14 protein-coding genes and 1 tRNA gene are annotated in these 16937 nt (G+C 70.3%); 5 read left to right on the top strand and 10 right to left on the bottom strand.

Annotated features, from left to right (window positions below; translation table 11 throughout):
• Positions 1-32 precede the first annotated feature (32 nt).
• Entirely contained in the window at positions 33-2561 is a 2529-nt protein-coding gene (locus BIV24_RS24720; protein WP_071368639.1) for an ABC transporter permease, read from the bottom strand.
• Between the two features lie 169 nt (positions 2562-2730).
• Complete coding sequence (locus BIV24_RS24715) at positions 2731-3501, bottom strand: ABC transporter ATP-binding protein (protein ID WP_071368638.1); 771 nt, start codon at positions 3499-3501, stop codon at positions 2731-2733.
• Positions 3502-3913: 412 nt separating this feature from the next.
• On the opposite strand from BIV24_RS24715, the gene BIV24_RS24710 reads away from it, so the two are divergent.
• Positions 3914-3996, top strand: a tRNA-Leu gene (locus BIV24_RS24710).
• A gap of 80 nt (positions 3997-4076) precedes the next feature.
• On the opposite strand, the gene BIV24_RS24705 is transcribed toward BIV24_RS24710, so the two are convergent.
• Complete coding sequence (locus BIV24_RS24705) at positions 4077-6539, bottom strand: SpoIIE family protein phosphatase (protein ID WP_071368637.1); 2463 nt, start codon at positions 6537-6539, stop codon at positions 4077-4079.
• A 538-nt stretch (positions 6540-7077) separates the two neighbouring features.
• On the opposite strand from BIV24_RS24705, the gene BIV24_RS24700 reads away from it, so the two are divergent.
• On the top strand, positions 7078-7965 hold the full coding sequence (locus tag BIV24_RS24700; RefSeq protein WP_071368636.1) for a Bax inhibitor-1/YccA family protein: 888 nt from the start codon (positions 7078-7080) through the stop codon (positions 7963-7965).
• A gap of 108 nt (positions 7966-8073) precedes the next feature.
• Here BIV24_RS24700 and BIV24_RS24695 read toward each other — a convergent pair whose 3' ends face one another.
• Positions 8074-8301 carry a DUF4287 domain-containing protein gene (locus BIV24_RS24695; protein WP_071368635.1) on the bottom strand — a complete coding sequence of 76 codons (228 nt, stop codon included), beginning with the start codon at positions 8299-8301 and terminating at the stop codon, positions 8074-8076.
• Positions 8302-8401: 100 nt separating this feature from the next.
• On the opposite strand from BIV24_RS24695, the gene BIV24_RS24690 reads away from it, so the two are divergent.
• Positions 8402-8713 carry a hypothetical protein gene (locus tag BIV24_RS24690; protein ID WP_071368634.1) on the top strand — a complete coding sequence of 104 codons (312 nt, stop codon included), beginning with the start codon at positions 8402-8404 and terminating at the stop codon, positions 8711-8713.
• 64 nt (positions 8714-8777) lie between these two features.
• On the opposite strand, the gene BIV24_RS24685 is transcribed toward BIV24_RS24690, so the two are convergent.
• The 3 genes from BIV24_RS24685 to BIV24_RS24675 all read right to left on the bottom strand — a co-directional run bounded on the left by BIV24_RS24685 (position 8778) and on the right by BIV24_RS24675 (position 12339).
• On the bottom strand, positions 8778-9596 hold the full coding sequence (locus BIV24_RS24685; protein ID WP_071368633.1) for a hypothetical protein: 819 nt from the start codon (positions 9594-9596) through the stop codon (positions 8778-8780).
• A gap of 258 nt (positions 9597-9854) precedes the next feature.
• The gene (locus tag BIV24_RS24680; RefSeq protein ID WP_071368632.1) at positions 9855-11075 is read right to left on the bottom strand and encodes an acetyl-CoA C-acetyltransferase; all 1221 of its coding nucleotides are present in this window, start codon (positions 11073-11075) and stop codon (positions 9855-9857) included.
• A gap of 193 nt (positions 11076-11268) precedes the next feature.
• On the bottom strand, positions 11269-12339 hold the full coding sequence (locus tag BIV24_RS24675; RefSeq protein ID WP_177198810.1) for an SGNH/GDSL hydrolase family protein: 1071 nt from the start codon (positions 12337-12339) through the stop codon (positions 11269-11271).
• Positions 12340-12518: 179 nt separating this feature from the next.
• On the opposite strand from BIV24_RS24675, the gene BIV24_RS24670 reads away from it, so the two are divergent.
• Complete coding sequence (locus BIV24_RS24670; protein WP_071368631.1) at positions 12519-13910, top strand: cystathionine beta-synthase; 1392 nt, start codon at positions 12519-12521, stop codon at positions 13908-13910.
• A 369-nt stretch (positions 13911-14279) separates the two neighbouring features.
• On the opposite strand, the gene BIV24_RS24665 is transcribed toward BIV24_RS24670, so the two are convergent.
• Positions 14280-14705: a hypothetical protein gene (locus BIV24_RS24665; protein ID WP_071368630.1), complete on the bottom strand. Its 426-nt coding sequence runs from the start codon at positions 14703-14705 to the stop codon at positions 14280-14282.
• Between the two features lie 237 nt (positions 14706-14942).
• Here BIV24_RS24665 and BIV24_RS24660 point away from each other — a divergent pair, with 237 nt between their 5' ends.
• On the top strand, positions 14943-15785 hold the full coding sequence (locus tag BIV24_RS24660) for a MurR/RpiR family transcriptional regulator (protein WP_071368629.1): 843 nt from the start codon (positions 14943-14945) through the stop codon (positions 15783-15785).
• A 202-nt stretch (positions 15786-15987) separates the two neighbouring features.
• Here the strand turns inward: BIV24_RS24660 and BIV24_RS24655 are convergent, their stop codons facing one another.
• Entirely contained in the window at positions 15988-16362 is a 375-nt protein-coding gene (locus BIV24_RS24655; RefSeq protein ID WP_071368628.1) for a roadblock/LC7 domain-containing protein, read from the bottom strand.
• Between the two features lie 16 nt (positions 16363-16378).
• A complete protein-coding gene (locus tag BIV24_RS24650) occupies positions 16379-16897 on the bottom strand; it encodes a roadblock/LC7 domain-containing protein (RefSeq protein WP_071368627.1) in 519 nt (172 codons plus the stop codon).
• Positions 16898-16937 lie beyond the last annotated feature (40 nt).

Genomic DNA, 16937 nt, shown 5'->3' with positions numbered 1-16937 from the left:
AGTGACCGGACGGGGCCCCGACGCGACTGCTGCTACTGCGACTTGATCGCCGCCAGCATGTTCATCCGGGCCGCGCGCCGGGCCGGCCACAGGGCGGCCAGTATGCCGACCGCCGCCGCCATGAGCAGGAAGAGGGCCATCCGCCCCCACGGCAGGACCAGCTGGTACGTCGCCAGCTTCGTCCCGAGGAGTTCACCGGCCGCCCAGCCGAAGAACACGCCCAGACCGATGCCGAGGACGCCGCCGAAGAGCGAGATCACCAGGGACTCCAGGCGGACCATCCGCTTGATGCCCCGGCGGTCCAGGCCGATCGCGCGGAGCATCCCGATCTCCTGAGAGCGCTCGAAGACCGACATGGCGAGCGTGTTGATGACGCCGAGGACCGCGACGATCACCGCCATGGCCAGCAGACCGTAGAGCATGTTCAGCATCATCGTGAAGACCTGCCCGACGCTGTTGGAGATGTCCTTCTTGTCCTGGACCTGGATGGCCGGGTTGTCGCCGAGCGCCTTCTCCAGCGTGTTCTTGACCGAGGAGGTGGCGCCGCCGGACGTCTTGACCATGACCTGCATGTCGGACGGGTCGCTCTGGTGTGCGGAGAGCGTCGCGTTGTCCAGCATGATGCCGCGCATCATCTCGGTGCTGTCGTAGATCCCGGCGACCGTCAGTTGCTGCTTGCGGCCTTCCTCGAAGGAGGCCGTGAACCGCGAACCCACGCTCCAGTGGTGGGACTTGGCGGTGTCCTCGTCGACGACGACCCGCGTGCCGCCGATCGCGAACGAGCCGTCCTTGACCGTGAAGTCGGTCAGGCTGCCGATCGTGGCCCCATTGACACCGGTGAGGTACTCGGTCTCGCCGTCGATACGGGAGGGCGCGGAGCGCAGCGCGCTGGTCGCGGTGACGCCATCGGTCGACCGCAGCGTCTTCTCCACGTCGGGGGAGAGCATATTGCCGTTCGCCATGGACACCACGTAGTCCGCCTGGATGGCGGAGGACGCCATCTTGTCGATCGCGGCCTGCAGGCTGCCCGCCATCACCGTCAGACCGGTGATCAGGGTCAGACCGATCATCAGGGCCGAGGCGGTGGCCGCGGTGCGGCGCGGGTTGCGCACCGAGTTCTGCCGGGCGAGCTTCCCGGAGATCCCGAAGACCCGCAGGAGGGGCGCGGCGGCGGCGATCAGCGGGCGCGACAGCAGCGGGGTGAGGACGAAGACGCCGATGACCAGGAGCATCGCGCCGAGACCCATCGGGGCCTGGCCGTCCGTGCTGTCCAGCGTGGTGGCGTACAGGACGGTGGCGATGCCGGCACCGGCGAACAGGGAGCCGATCGTGTTCCGTACGACGAGGGACTTGGCGGTCGCCTTGGCGTGGATGCTGCTCATAGCGGCGACCGGCGGGATCTTCGCGGCGCGGCGGCCCGGCAGCCAGGCGGCCAGCATCGTGATCACAATGCCGACGACGAGGGCGGAGGCGACCGTGCCCGGGCTGATGACGAGCGGCCCGTCCGGGACGCTTCCGCCGAAGGAGCTCATCACCGACCGCAGCCCGGCGCCGATGCCGATCCCGGCCACCAGACCGGTGACGGCCGCGACCGCGCCGACCACGAACGCCTCGATGAGCACGGACCGGGTGACCTGGCGGCGGGAGGCGCCGACCGCGCGCAACAGGGCCAGTTCCTTGGTGCGCTGGGCCACCAGCATGGTGAAGGTGTTGGCGATGATGAACGTGCCGACGAACAGCGCGATGCCCGCGAAGACCAGCAGGGCGGTGCGCATGCTGCTGGTCGCGTCGGAGATCTGCTGCGCCTGGTCGTCGGCGAGCTGCTTGCCGGTGATGGTGGAGGCGACATCCTTTGGCAGGATCTCGTCGAGCGCGTTCCGCAGCGCGATCTGGCTGGTGCCGGAGGCGGCCTTCACATCGATCTCGTCGTACGCGCCCGTCTTGTGGAACAGCCGCTGGGCGGTGGCCGTGTCGAACAGGGCGAGGCTGCCGCCCGCGGCGACATTGCCGTCGTCGGTGGTGAAGATGCCTGTGATCTCGGGGGTGAGGACGGGCCCGTCGATGGAGATCCGCACGGTGTCGCCGACCTTGTACCCGGCGCGCTCGGCGGTCTTGGAGTCGATGAGGACCTGGTTGGCCCCCTGGGGCGCATGGCCGCTGACCAGCGGGTACCGGGAGTCCTTGGTTCCCCAGTAGTTCCCGCCCTGGGTCCGGAAGCCGCCGCCGATGAGCTTGCCGTCCTTGTCGGCGATGGCGGTGAAGTCGCCGACCACACCGACGGCGCTGTCGGCGCCCCGCACCGCGGCGGCCTTGTCGAGCAGGGACTGCGTCAGCTCGGGATTCTTGCCGAGCGTGTCGCCGGTGCTCTTGCGGCCCTCCGGCCGGATTGCCACGTCGACATGGTCGAAGCCCTTGGCGGAGCTCTTCTGGTAGGCGTCCGAGATGGTGTTGGTGAACACCAGGGTGCCCGACACGAAGGCCACGCCGAGCATTACGGCGAGCACGGTCATGAGCAGCCTGGCCTTGTGCGCGAGCACGGTGCGCAGGGCGGTACGGAACATTTCCTCTGTCCAGGGGGCTGGGATGGTGCGACGGATGGGTCGAAGGCGCGCGGGGGTGCCCGGCCTCCGGACCCTGCACCCGTCCGGAACGCCCCCGTCCTCAACTGCCGGACGGGCTGGTCGTTCCTCGGGCCGGGCCGGAGCGCCGGGGCGGTGCGGGCCGCTGGGCTCAGCTGGTGCGGCCCTTCGCGTCGAACCGCTTCATCCGGTCCAGCACCGCGTCAGCGGACGGCTCGTACACCTCGTCCACGATCCTGCCGTCCGCCAGGAAGATCACCCGGTCCGCGTACGCCGCCGCCACCGGGTCGTGGGTGACCATCACCACCGTCTGCCCCAACTCCCGTACGGAGTTGCGCAGAAAGCCCAGCACCTCCGCGCCCGAGCGCGAGTCCAGGTTGCCGGTGGGCTCATCGCCGAAGATGATCTCCGGCTTGGACGCCAGGGCCCGCGCCACCGCGACGCGCTGCTGCTGGCCGCCGGACAGCTGCGAGGGCCGGTGCCCGAGCCGCCCCGACAGGCCGAGCATCTCAATCACGGTGTCCAGCCACGTCTTGTCCGGCTTGCGGCCGGCGATGTCCATCGGCAGCGTGATGTTCTCCAGCGCGGTCAGCGTCGGCAGCAGGTTGAACGCCTGGAAGATGAAGCCGATCTTGTCCCGGCGCAACTTGGTGAGCTGCTTGTCCTTCAGGGAGCCGAGTTCGACGTCGCCGATGCGGACGGAGCCGGAGGAGAAGGAGTCGAGTCCGGCGACGCAGTGCATCAGCGTCGACTTGCCGGAGCCCGAGGGCCCCATGATCGCCGTGAACTGGGCCTGCTGGAAGTCGACGCTGACCCCGTCCAGGGCCACCACCTGGGTCTCGCCCTGGCCGTAGATCTTCGACAGATCCGTGGCGCGGGCGGCCACCGCGGTGGTCCGGTCGGCGAGGGGGGTGCTGGTCACGGGACGGTGCTCCTGTCGGGACGACGGTCAAGGGGACGTGTTCCATCATCGCTGCCGATCGGTACCGCGAAGTCACCCGCTGTTCCGGTTCCGGGGGCAGCCTCGAGGCGGACCATGCCCCGCAGTTGTCATACCTGGGGATGACACCGTCCGGGGGTCGCCCCGAGCGGAGAGCGCCCCCGCACGTCGTGCCGGACCGCTCCCGCCGCCCTCATCCCGCACGGTGAAATTCCGTCATTCCGCATACACGGTCCGTGGTGGCCAGAAAGGCTACTGGCAGGTGCGGATGGCCCGTACAGCGTGCTGATGCTCCCTCAGACATCAATAAAATAAGACAACATCGCATCGCCCGCCCGCTGTTCGGGGGAGGCGCCCCGATAGGCTCGGAGCCGAGATGCGGAGCCCAAGGCCTGCCCGGATGGTGGAATGCAGACACGGCGAGCTTAAACCTCGCTGCCCCTCGGGGGCGTACCGGTTCGAGTCCGGTTCCGGGCACCTCCGACCCGTACGGCGCCTGACCCGTCAGAACGAGGGGAAGGTGCCGTACCGCTTTCGGGGTGTGGGAGCCCGCCAGGTCACGGGATCTCCTGCTCAGTCCAGATGATCTTTCCCTTGGCCGTGTGGCGCGTGCCCCAGCGATGGGCGAGCTGAGCCACGAGGAAGAGGCCACGGCCGCCCTCGTCCGTGCTCCGGGCATGCCGCAGCCGGGGAGCCGTACTGCTGGCGTCCGCGACCTCGCAGGTCAGGCGGGAGTTGCGGAGCAGCCGCAGCCGCACGGGCCCCGAGGCGTAGCGGATCGCGTTGGTGACCAGCTCGCTGGCGATGAGTTCCGTCGTCATGGCCAGCTCCTCAAGACCCCAGGCCTGCAGCTGGCGGGTCACCAGGTCGCGGGCGTCACTGACGGCGGCCGGATCGACGGGCACATCCCACGAGGCGACATGGTCTGCGCTCAAGGCGTGCGTACGCGCCAGCAGAAGCGCGACGTCGTCGGGCTGCGGCACGGGGACGAGGTGCCCCACGGCGGACGCGCACAGTGCTTCGAGGCTGGGGGCGGACTGGGACAGCGCCTCGCCGAGACGGGTCAGGCCCAGCTCCATGTCGCGGTCGGTCCCCTCGACGAGGCCGTCGGTGTAGAGGCCGAACAGGCTGTCCTCGGCCAACTCGATCTCGGCGGCTTCGAACGCCAACCCGCCCAGCCCGAGCGGAGGCCCGGCGGGAAGCTCCGGGTAGTACGCGTGCCCGTCGGGCGTGACCACGACGGGGGGCGGATGCCCGGCCCGGGCCATCGCGCAGATCCGCGTCACCGGATCGTAGACGGCGTACAGGCAGGTCGCTCCGAGTACGGTCGTGCTGGTCCGGCCGGCCGTCTCGTCGTCGTCCTCCTCCTCGCTCAGCCGGAGCACCAGGTCGTCGAGGTGGGCGAGCAGTTCATCGGGCGGCAGGTCCATGTCGGCGAGGGTCTGCACCGCGGTGCGCAGCCGGCCCATGGTCGCGGCCGCGGTGATGCCGTGGCCGACCACGTCGCCGACGACGAGGCCCACCCGGGCGCCGGACAGGGGGATCACGTCGAACCAGTCGCCGCCGACCCCGCCGGCCGCGTTGGCCGGCAGATAGTACGAGACCACCTCCAGCGCCGTTCCGCCCGTCAGGGCGTGGGGCAGCAGACTGTGCTGAAGCGTGACCGCCGCCGTGTGCTCGCGGCTGTAACGGCGGGCGTTGTCCACGCACAGCGCCGCGCGCGCCACCAGTTCCCGGGCCAGCAGGACGTCGTCCGGATGAAAGGAGACCGGGTTTTGCGACCGGAGGAACGTGGCGAGGCCCAGGACGGTTTTCCGTGCCCGCATCGGCACGGAGATGAGGGAGTGGAGTCCGAACTCGCGGATACGCGCGTTCCTGTCGGCCTGATCGTCGGGCCACAGGGGGTTGGCCGGATCGATGATCGGTATGAAGACCGGTTCGCCATCGACGAGCAGGTTCACATGGCGGAGCGGGGCGGCGAAGTCCACCTCGTCCCCGATCCGCTTGACCGCCTCCGGGCAGCCCTCCCGCACCGAGCTCATGCCGGCCCGGCGCATCACCGGCCTGGCGGCCGCCGGCCCGGCATCGGGCAGCCATGCCCCGTGGCCCTCGGTGCTGAGGACGGTCTCCAGGAGATCGACGACGACGAGGTCCGCGAAGCGGGGAACGGCGAATTCGGCGAGTTCCTGAGCCGTCCGCATCACGTCCAGGGTCCTGCCCAAACTGGTCCCGGCCTCATTGACCAGCGACAGGAGGCGGCGGGCGTTCCACCGCTCGGTGACATCCAGGACCATGTAGCAGATGCCGGTGACGGAACGGTCGGCGTCCACCAGGGGGAAGAACGATCCGGAGTAGGCGCGCGGGCGATACGGATCGGCCCAGCTCCACCCCATGTACTCATGGTCGATGACCGGTATCCCGGTCACCAGCACCTTGCGCATCAGATCCTCGAGGGCGGTTGCCTCCAGGCCCGGCAGGATGTCGGTCATACGCTGACCCAGCCGCTGCTCACGGGGCACACCGCCGATGCGTTCCAGGGTGTCGTTCAGCCAGACGTAGCGCAGCTGGACGTCCATGACCGCCATACCGACCGGCGAGCGGGTGAGGAAGCCGTCGAGCACGGACTGGCCCACTGTCCACTGCTGCTTGCGCTCCCGTGCCGAGATCAGGAAGCAGTCGTCCGCGCCGATGCGAAAGGACGCGGACACCCGCAGGTCGACCTCGATACGGTCGTCGTCGCGGCGCCGAAGGAGGACCAGGCCGCTCCACCCCATCCCCCCGCGGCAACGCTCCGCGACACCGGCGACACGCACCGGATCCCCCGGCATCGCCAGCAGCCGTCCGGCGGAGCGGCCGACCACCTCCTCGGCGGAGTAGCCGAGAAGCGCTTCCGCGGCACGAGTCCAGCCGAGCACGACTCCGTCGGCGCGGACCACCGCCGTGGCGTCACTGGACGCGTCGAAGAGATCGCGTGGCCCTGCGGACAAGGGCACGTCGGATCCGTTTCGCCCGGGAGACATCGATCTCATCCTCTCCACGGTCAATGGTCCTGCTTGCCCGTCTGATGTGCACAGCCCACGCCGGGGGAGAGGCCGGCGCCCGGCGCCGGGGCCCGGTCGGTGCCGTTACGGCAGGGCGATGCGCGGTGGCGCCATCCGGCTTCGGAGTCTTATGTGCCGATGCCCGGCCCCGGGCAGGGGGGCGAGGTGGTGGAGTCGGTGAACTTCCCGGTGACGTCGCAGGGGGCGGACCGGAAGGCCCGGCCGCCGATACGGACCTGACCGGTTTTCACCGCCGGGGCCGGCCAGCGGGCTTCCCGCGGGAGTGACGTTGCTGTGGGCCGTCGGAGTGACGTGGACCACTGGTCCGTGAACGGACGGTCTCGACTGGGTTCCGAATTGGTCATGGATAGGAGGGTTTCGCGCCGGGAATCGCTCGCGAGCGTAGCGTGTTGCGCACAAGGACGAGGGAAAGATCCTTCCCAAGCAGTAGGGTCAATCCTTTGCCTACCTATTACTCTTGAGCCAAGGCCGCGCACGGTGGCCATGGAGGAGTGAAATGAGGAGCAGCAACCCGGTCTTCTCGCGACGGGGGTTCAGCCGCGACAACGGCTACGCGGGCTTCAACACCGCGCCGCAGGCCGGGGGAGCCGCTGCCGGTACGCAGGGCAACCCGTACGCGCAAGGCAACCCGTACGCGCAGAACCCCTACGCACAGAACCCCTACGCCCAGCAGACGCAGTACGGCGCTCCGCCGCAGGCCCCGGCCACCACCGGCCGGATGACGATGGACGACGTCGTCATGCGCTCGGCCATGACGCTCGGCACGGTCGCCGTCGGCGCGATCGTCGCCTGGGCGCTGCTGCCGGTCTCGAGCGGCAGCCTCGGCCTCGCGGGCGGCGCCGGAATCATCGCGTTCGTCCTGGCGATGGTGCAGTCCTTCAAGCGCACCCCCTCGCCCGCGCTGATCCTCGGGTACGCCGCCTTCGAAGGCGTCTTCCTGGGTGTCATCAGCGAGATGTACAACGCGCGGTGGTCCGGGGCACCCTTCCAGGCCGTGCTCGGCACCATGGCGGTCTCCGGTGCGACCCTGCTCGTCTACAAGGCGGGCTGGATCCGTGTCACCGCGCGGTACGCCCGGATCGGCATGACCATCGCCATCGCCTTCTGCGCGGTGATGCTGGTCAACCTGCTGCTGGTCGTCTTCGGCGCCGCCCCCGACGGCGGGCTGCGCAGCATGGGCCCGCTGGGCGCGATCGTCGGCATCATCGCGATCCTGCTCGGCGCGTTCTTCCTGACCCTCGACTTCAAGCAGATCGAGGACGGCATCGCCTACGGCGCCCCGCGCGAGGAGGCCTGGCTGGCCGCGTTCGGCCTGACCATGACCCTCGTGTGGATCTACGTCGAGATGCTGCGGCTGGTCGCCATCTTCAGCAGTAACGACTGACGCTCCGTGGAGGCCGTGCGCCCTCGGGCTCACGGCCTCCCGCATGGTGAAGGGCCCGCGAACCGCAGTTCGCGGGCCCTTCACCATGCGGTGAGGAGAGGTGCGCGCTCAGCCCAGCTTGCGCGCGGCCCTCCTCAGGGTGTGCTCGTGGATGATCGCCTTGGCGTGGCCGTACGCGAGATTGTGCTCGTGCCGGAGCCAACTGACCTTCTCTTCGAAGCAGAGGGCGGGGCCTTCGTCGACGGTGCGCAGCCAGTCGGACACTTCACGGCCGGTGCAGTGGGGGATGCGGGCGAGCAGATTGCGATGGGTCTCCTCGGAGAAGACTTGGGACATCGGCGCCTCCGGACGCTCTCGTGATGCCGGTCCTTCAGGCCACCGTGCCTGAGCGTCCGTCTGTTGGCAACAGTCCCGCCGGGGCGCGTAGTCTCGCGGGGTGCTTGATACGACGCCTTTGACCCGGGCCGTTGATCACTTCGCCGACCGGTTGCGGGCCGCTCCGCAGAGCAGGCTGCAGCGGTGCGCGGCGGCCGAGGCGCTGGGGCTGGCCAGGGAGCTGGCGCGGCGTGCCCAACTCCTCGAGGACCCCTCGGCCGAGCCTCGCGAGATGCCGGATGCGGGGATGTTCGCGGTTGCCGACCAGATCACGGTCGCCGCGCACGACCTGGCACTCGTCCTGCGCGACGAGAAAGAACTTGCCGAGGCCGTGGCACTCGCGGAGGAAGCGCTGAAACGCGCCGGGATCTGATCGGGGCACCCGGCACGGTGAAGTGGCCGGGGCGCCGCGTTGTGAGGGGCGGTCCGGCCGTCGCCTACAGCGACGCGACGACGCGGTCCGCGAGGACGAAGATGCTCTCGTCGCCGCACGCGAACGTGAGGGTGTACGCGCCCGAGACGCCCGAGCCGCCGAGCAGGACCGGGGTACGGCCGGTGCTCAGGGCCGCGGCCAGGCGCTCCGCGGTCTCGCGGTGGCCCGGGGTCATGCACAGCGTCGTGCCGTCCGCGAAGACATAGATGTCGAGGGTGCCCATCGGGCCCGGGCGGACGTCCGCGAGTTCGGTGCGGGCGGCGGCCAGTTCCTCCAGGCAGGCGACCGTACGCTCGTGGTCGTTCACGACGGGTGACGGGGACGGTACGAAGTCGGGATGCGAGGGGTGGCGGCGGCGGGCCGCGGCCAGTTCGGGGGAGTCTCCCCCAAGGGCTCCGTCCAGGGAGGTACCCCCGGCGAACTCGCTGTCGTCGGCGGTGGGCTCGGCCACCGGCTCCAGGCTGTCGTGCTCCAGGCCCGCGAAGTCCGGCTGGCGGGGCAGGAACAACTCGGTGTCGGGCAGGCCGAACAGGAGGGGGGCGTCGGTGATGTCATGGGCCTCCTGGGCGGCCCAGAAGGCGCGCGCCTCGGCCAGTTCGCGCTCCCGCTCCTCGGCGAGCGCCTCGGACAGGGCGGCGCGTATCTCCTCCGCGTGGGCGGCGAAGCGGGCGGCGGGCACCAGCCCGCGCGCGTGCGCGGCGCGATCGGCGGCGAGTTCACTGCGCAGGTCCATGACCTGTCGGCGCAGCGCCCGCACGGAGCACAGGACGGCGACGCCCACGCCCGCCGTGGCGGCCGTGGTGAGCAGCAGAGCAATCGGCATGGCGCTCACTGAACGTACTCCCGGTTCACAGACGACCCCGACTTCCTACCTCAGCTTGAAGGCCGGTCGCACCGACTGTCAGTGCGTAACGTCACGAAACGGACAGTGTCTTGGTCGCGAGGCATATCCGTGAAGGGGCTCTGACCTGCTTCGATCCTCTTCGGGAGGAGATAGATCACATCCTGAAGGAGATTGGATCACGAGACGGCCCGGAGCCCTGAATGCTCCGGGCCGGTACGCGCAGAGGACGGGCGCCCGTCAGCTGAGGCGCTCGATGACCATCGCCATGCCCTGGCCGCCGCCGACGCACATGGTCTCCAGACCGAACTGCTTGTCGTGCCACTGGAGCGAGTTGATCAGCGTGGTGGTGATACGGGCGCCGGTCATGCCGAAGGGGTGGCCGACGGCGATGGCGCCGCCGTTCACGTTCAGCTTCTCCAACGGGATGTTCAGGTCGCGGTAGGAGGGGATCACCTGGGCGGCGAACGCCTCGTTGATCTCGACGAGGTCGATGTCCTCGATGGTGAGGCCGGCCCGCTTCAGGGCCTGCTTGCTCGCCTCGACGGGACCGTAGCCCATGATCTCGGGGGAGAGCCCGGAGACACCGGTGGAGACGATCCGGGCGAGCGGCGTGAGCCCCAGCTCGCGGGCCTTGGTGTCGCTCATGATGACCAGGGCGGCGGCGCCGTCGTTGAGGGGGCAGCAGTTGCCGGCGGTGACACGGCCGTCGGGGCGGAAAACGGGCTTGAGGCCGGAGACGCCCTCCAGGGTGACGCCGGCGCGCGGGCCGTCGTCCTTGCTGACGACCGTTCCGTCCGGGAGGGTCACCGGGGTGATCTCGCGCTCCCAGAAGCCCTTGGCGATGGCCTGCTCGGCGAGGTTCTGCGAACGGACGCCGAACTCGTCCATCTCCTCGCGGGTGACGCCCTTCAGCCGGGCGAGGTTCTCGGCGGTCTGGCCCATCGCGATGTACGCGTCGGGGAGCAGGCCGTCCTCGCGCGGGTCGTGCCAGTCGGCACCCTCGGATCCGGCGACGGCGGCGGTACGGGCCTCGGCGGCGGCGAAGAGGGGGTTGTGGGTGTCCGGGAGGCCGTCGGAGGTGCCCTTGATGCTGCGGCTGACCGTTTCGACGCCGACGGAGATGAAGACGTCGCCCTCGCCGGCCTTGATGGCGTGCAGCGCCATGCGGGAGGTCTGCAGGGAGGAGGAGCAGTAACGGGTGATGGTGCACCCCGGGAGGTGGTCCATTCCCATCTGCACGGCGACGATCCGGCCGAGGTTGTGACCCTGCTCGCCGCCGGGCAGGCCGCAGCCGAGCATCAGGTCGTCGATGTCCCTCGGGTCCAGCGCGGGGATCTTGTCGAGGGCCGCCTGGATGATCGTGGCGGTGAGGTCGTCGGGGCGGAGGTCCTTCAGGGAGCCCTTGAAGGCGCGACCGATGGGGGAGCGGGCGGTCGAGACGATGACGGCTTCGGGCATCACGGCTCCATTGCACGAGGGAGGCAGGGCTGCGAGCGAAGTTACCCGTACGTACGGTGGAGGTCACGGCCGTGGCGGTGTGACTCGGGCCGCACTTTCCTAAGCGCTTGCTTGCCCTTTCGGTATCGCTGGTGATGGGGAACGCCGGCGGGGCGGGACCCTGCTTCCCGGCGGGTACCGCTCTGCTCGGTGGTCACACCGCCTGCTCCGGGGCTGGGGCCGGTGCGGCGTCCGGGGTCGGGAGGCGACGGCGGCGCCTGCGCTTGAGCAGGGCCCACGGGCCCCGCGGGCCCGTGGGCATGGCGGCCGTGACCTCCGTGCCCGCCTCCGAGGCCGCCTCGGCCGCGGCACGGGCCACCGGGAGGAAGCCCTCGCGGCGGGAGACGTCCGGGCGCTCCTCTTCCGCCGGCCACAGTCCCAGGGTCGCGCAGACCGTCGGCAGGACCGCCATCGCCGCCGTGGCGTAGCCCTCGGCCGAGGGGTGGTAGTTGTCGGGGCCGAACAGTTCACGTGGGTTCGCCTCGAACTCCGGGCCGAGCAGATCGCCCAGCGACACCGTGCGGCCGCCCTGCTCGACGACACCGATCGTCTGGGCCGCGGCCAGTTGCCGTGAGGCCCGTCGGGCCAGCCAGCGCAGCGGCTGCTGGACCGGTTCGATCGTGCCCAGGTCGGGGCAGGTGCCCACCACCACCTCCGCGCCCGCCGTGCGCAGCCGGCGGACCGCCGCCGACAGATGGCGCACCGAGCGCGTCGGCGGCATGCGGTGTGTCACGTCGTTCGCGCCGATCATGATGACGCAGACGTCGGGGAGCCGGTCGTGGTCCTTCAGCGCCAGTGTCACCTGGCGGTCCAGATCGTCGGACTGGGCTCCGGGGAGAGCCACGTTGCGCAGTTCCACCGGGCGCTCCGCCACCGCGGCCAGACCCGACGCCAGCAGTGCGCCGGGCGTCTGGCGGGAGCGGTGCACGCCCTGCCCGGAGGCCGTGGAGTCGCCGAGCATCGTCAGTCGCAGGTGCGGTTCGGCCAGGGAGGCGTACTCTTCCCCGCTTCCGGCCCCGCTCGGGCGGGGGATGCTCCAGCCGTACACACCGTCGGCGCTCGGCGGGTGAGGGCTGTGGCCGTTGCCCACGAGGCGCTTGGCCATCTGCACCTCCGCCAGCAGCAGTCCTATGGTGGCCGCGCCCACCAGACCGATCCCGCCACCGCCGTACGCCGCGCCCGCCGCGATGCGCCGGGCCACCCTCGCTCTGGACATGCTCGACATGCGTCGCCGCCACCTCCTCGTAGCCGTACATCCAGTGCTTGCCCCGTACACCCTGTCGCCCAATCTCGACAGGATGTGAACACCCAGGACGGCCCGCGGATACGGACCGCCCGGCCACGGGAGCGCTTACGCTGGCGGGACCATCACGACCACGTCCTTTGCAGCGACCGGAGACAACGGTGCATTTCCACGACTCGATGATCAGCCTCGTCGGCAACACCCCGCTGGTGAAGCTCAACAGCGTGACCGCCGGCATTCAGGCGACCGTCCTCGCCAAGGTCGAGTACTTCAACCCCGGCGGTTCCGTGAAGGACCGCATCGCCCTGCGCATGATCGAGGCGGCCGAGAAGAGCGGCGAGCTCAAGCCGGGGGGCACGATCGTCGAGCCGACCAGCGGGAACACCGGGGTGGGGCTGGCGATCGTGGCTCAGCAGAAGGGCTACAAGTGCATCTTCGTGTGCCCCGACAAGGTGTCCACCGACAAGATCAATGTGCTGCGCGCCTACGGGGCCGAAGTGGTCGTGTGCCCGACCGCCGTCGCGCCGGAGCACCCCGACTCCTACTACAACGTCTCCGACCGCCTCGTCCGTGAGACTCCCGACGCCTGGAAGCCCGACCAGTACTCCAACCCCAACAACCCCCTGTCGCACTACCACTCGACCGGCCCTGAGCTGTGGGAGCAGACGGACGGGAAGATCACCCACTTCGTCGCAGGCGTCGGCACCGGCGGGACCATCTCCGGTACCGGGCGCTACCTGAAGGACGTCAGCGACGGGCGCGTCAAGGTCATCGGCGCCGACCCCGAAGGGTCCGTGTACTCCGGCGGCAGCGGGCGCCCGTACCTCGTCGAGGGCGTCGGCGAGGATTTCTGGCCGACCGCGTACGACCGGACCGTCGCCGACGAGATCGTTGCCGTGTCCGACAAGGACTCCTTCCAGATGACCCGGCGGCTGGCGAAGGAGGAGGGGCTGCTGGTCGGCGGCTCCTGCGGTATGGCGGTCGTGGCGGCACTGCGGGTCGCCGAGCGGCTCGGCCCGGACGATGTCGTGGTCGTGCTGCTGCCGGACAGCGGCCGCGGCTACCTCAGCAAGATCTTCAACGACGAGTGGATGGCCGACTACGGCTTCCTGGAGGACACCGGCCCGAGCGCCCGCGTCAGTGACGTCCTCAACGACAAGGAGGGCGGCTCCATCCCCTCCCTCGTCCATATGCACCCCGAGGAGACGGTCGGCCAGGCCATCGAGGTGCTGCGCGAGTACGGCGTCTCGCAGATGCCGATCGTCAAGCCGGGCGCGGGCCACCCGGACGTGATGGCCGCCGAGGTCGTGGGGTCCGTGGTCGAGCGCGAACTGCTGGACGCCCTGTTCACCAAGCGGGCCACGCTCGAGGACCCGCTGGAGAAGCACATGTCCGCGCCGCTGCCGCAGGTCGGTTCCGGCGAGCCGGTGGCGGACCTGATGTCCGTGCTCGGTACGGCCGACGCGGCGATCGTGCTCGTCGAGGGCAAGCCCACCGGAGTGGTCAGCCGGCAGGACCTGCTGGCGTTCCTGGCCAAGGGGGGAAAGCACTAGCGAACGTCCGGTCGTAGGGGAACGTTTCCCGCAAGTGGTACGAGCGCGTCACGTCCGCGCAGCATCCGCTTAACACGAGTCCGGCACGGTGGTGGGTGTCGGCAGGGCGACGGGGTACCCCCGGACGTTGAGCACGGGGGACGTCCTCGCCCGGTCGGCGACCGAAACGGCGTCACGGACCTCCGGAGCGGCTCCCGGACCTCCATGGACGCCACGGACGCGCCCGTCAGGCCTTGCCCCGGCCCGCGTCCCTCGCGGGGACTGCCGTCGTCCCGCCCCCCGGAAACGGGGGTGCGGCGGTCCCCGCGCATGACTCTTCGGCCGGTATTTCCTCTGGACGGCAGTCGGTCGCGGAGCGGTCGGCGCCGGTCACCCCTCCCAGTCGCTGTCCTGCGAGGAGGCGCGGCGGCGACCGAAGAGGCCGGGAGTGGTCCGCGCGGCCTGTACGGCATTGACCCCGACGATGCCCGCCCAGGTGACCAGCAGGCCGGACAGGTGACCGGCGGCGGCACCGATCGCGGACAGCGGGATCGCCAGGACCAGCGACACGACGCCGAAGCCGAAGCGCTCGGCCCAGGAGTCCGTCGCCCGCGGGGACCGTGTGCCGCGCGCGACCACCATCTGCTGCTCGGCCAGCTGCCGTCGTACGCGGCGGTCGATCGTGCTGTCGATACGCTGGTCGACCTTTTCCAGGAAGGATTCGACCAGCGCCGAGTCGTATTCCTCGCCCAGTTCCCTGCGCGCCTGCAGGCTGGCGTCGAGTTCCTTCTTGAGGTCGCCGTCCCGCGCGTCCATTCCGGTCATGCGCACCACGTTAGGAGAGGCAGGGCGCCCGCCGCACTGGGGATAGCCCCCCTGTTCAGGCGGGGGCCTTCCGGGAGCACGCCGAGCGCTGTGAGCACGGCGCGGACGCTTGTGCCGCGGCCCGGCGGCAACGGCCGACGCCCGGCTTGCATATCGCCATGCAGGCGTCTTGGTGTTTGAATAGGTTGTTGATGGTTCGGTTCGCGGACTCTGGAGGGGGAGCGCGTCATGAGCGTGACCGACAGTCCTGCCGCACGGCTGCAGGCGCTCTTCGAGGGGCACCGGCTGACGCCGACCCAGCGGCGCATCGCCCACAGCATGGTGCGGCGCGCCGCCGACGTGCCGTTCCTGTCGAGCGTCGAACTCGCCGAACTCGCGGGGGTCAGTCAGCCGTCCGTGACCCGGTTCGCGGTCGCCCTCGGCTTCGACGGCTACCCGGCCCTGCGCAAGCACCTGCGTGAGGTCGCACCTGTCGAACAGGCGGTGGACCCGGGCTCCTGCAACGAGTACCAGCAGGCCGTCGAAGCCGAGATCGAGAACCTCAGACATCTGGCGGAGGCGCTGGCCGATCCGCGGCCCGTGCGCAAGGCGGGACGGATCCTCGCCGCCTCGCGCCCCCTGCCCGTGCTCGGCCTGCGGGCCGCGGCCTCCCAGGCGTACGGCTTCTCCTACTTCGCCGCGAAGGTCCACCCGGATGTGCGGCTGCTCCACGAGGGCGGCACGATGCTCCACGACCGTGTCGACGCGGCCGTACGGGCGGGCGCGAGCGCGCTGCTCTGCTTCGCGCTGCCCCGGCATCCGCGCGAGGTCGTGGACGCACTGGCGTACGCCCAGGAAGCGGGTCTGACGGTGGTCACGGTCGCCGACTCGGCGTTCGCGCCGGTGGCGAAGGTCTCGGACCTGCTGCTGCCGGCCGCGGTCGGTACCGGGCTCGCCTTCGACACGGCCTGTTCGCCGATGCTGCTCGGCCGGGTCCTGCTGGAGGCGATGTGCGACGACCTGCCGGACGCCCAGGCCAGGCTGGAGGAGTTCGACGCGCGCGCGGCGGCCAAGGGGCTGTTCGTGGAGTAGTCCTGCCGGGCGCCGGTTCTTCGGACTTGTCCGCGTCGTGGCGGTGACGGACCCGCCCCCGCCGTGGTGACGCGCCCGCGGGCAAGCCGCTCACGGGCTGCCGCGCCACCGGCGTCGCGGCCGGCGACGCGGCCCCGGGCGGGGCGCGCCGCCGTACCACAGCGCTCGTGCGGCCCATGCTGACAGCGGGCGGGCCGGGAGGTCAGACCTCCAGATCCTCCTCGATCTTCTTCAACTGGTGGCGGGCCATCGCCAGGTTGGCGCGCTTGGAGTCCAGGACGAGGTAGAGGAACAGACCGTTGCCGCCGCGGCCGGTGAGCAGCCGGATCAGGTGGTACTGGTCGTTCAGCGTGATCAGGATGTCCTCGATCTGCCCCTTGAGCCCCAGGTGCTCCATGGTGCGCAGCTTGGCCCGTACGACATCGGTGTTGCCGGCGGCCGCGACCGTCAGGTCGAAGCTCTTGCTGCCGCCCATCGTGCCCAGAGCCATGCCGCTGGTGTAGTCGACGAGGGCGACTCCGGTCGCGCCTTCGATCGAGGCGAGCGCCTCTTTCAGCGCGGTTTCGGTGTTGGCCATTTTCGGGTGTGTCCTTTCAACTTTCGGTGGTGGTGTGCGCGTTCGCGGCCGATCGGGGGCGCGTGGACGTGCGTGTGGTGCGGGTCGGCAGGGGGGTGGGCCCGGTGGTGGTCTTCGCAGTGCTCCTGGTGGCGCGGGGCTGCGGCGCGGGCTCGTCCCGGGCGGCGGCTTCGTCGACCAACTTGCCGATCCGGGTACTTGCCCGGCGGCCCTCCAGGTGCAGCCGGCCGACGTTGACGCGGTCCTCGGCCAGCAGCGTCAGGACGGCGCTGCGGCCTGCCGCGTACGTGGCCACATAGCCGTTGACGCCACGGACGAGCAGTTCGCGGAAGTCGCCCTGGCCGGTGGCGTCGGTCATCCGCTGGGCGACGCCGAGCGCCGCGGCCGTGAGCGCGGCGACGCCCTCCGCCTCGATTCCGGGGGTGTCCCGTGCGAGGACGAGTCCGTCGACGCTGGCGGCGAGGGCACCGGTCAGCTGGGGGATACGGGTTCTCAGCCGGTGGAGTTCGGCCAGGACCTCGGGCTCCGCGTCCATCAGGGGTCTCCTCTCGGCAGGGCGTTGCCGTTCGATCCGG

The sequence above is a fragment of the Streptomyces colonosanans genome, from assembly GCF_001866645.1.
Classification (GTDB): Bacteria; Actinomycetota; Actinomycetes; order Streptomycetales; family Streptomycetaceae; genus Streptomyces; species Streptomyces colonosanans.
The sequence above is the reverse complement of the archived record's forward strand: the minus strand, read 5'-3'. Positions and strand labels throughout refer to the sequence as shown.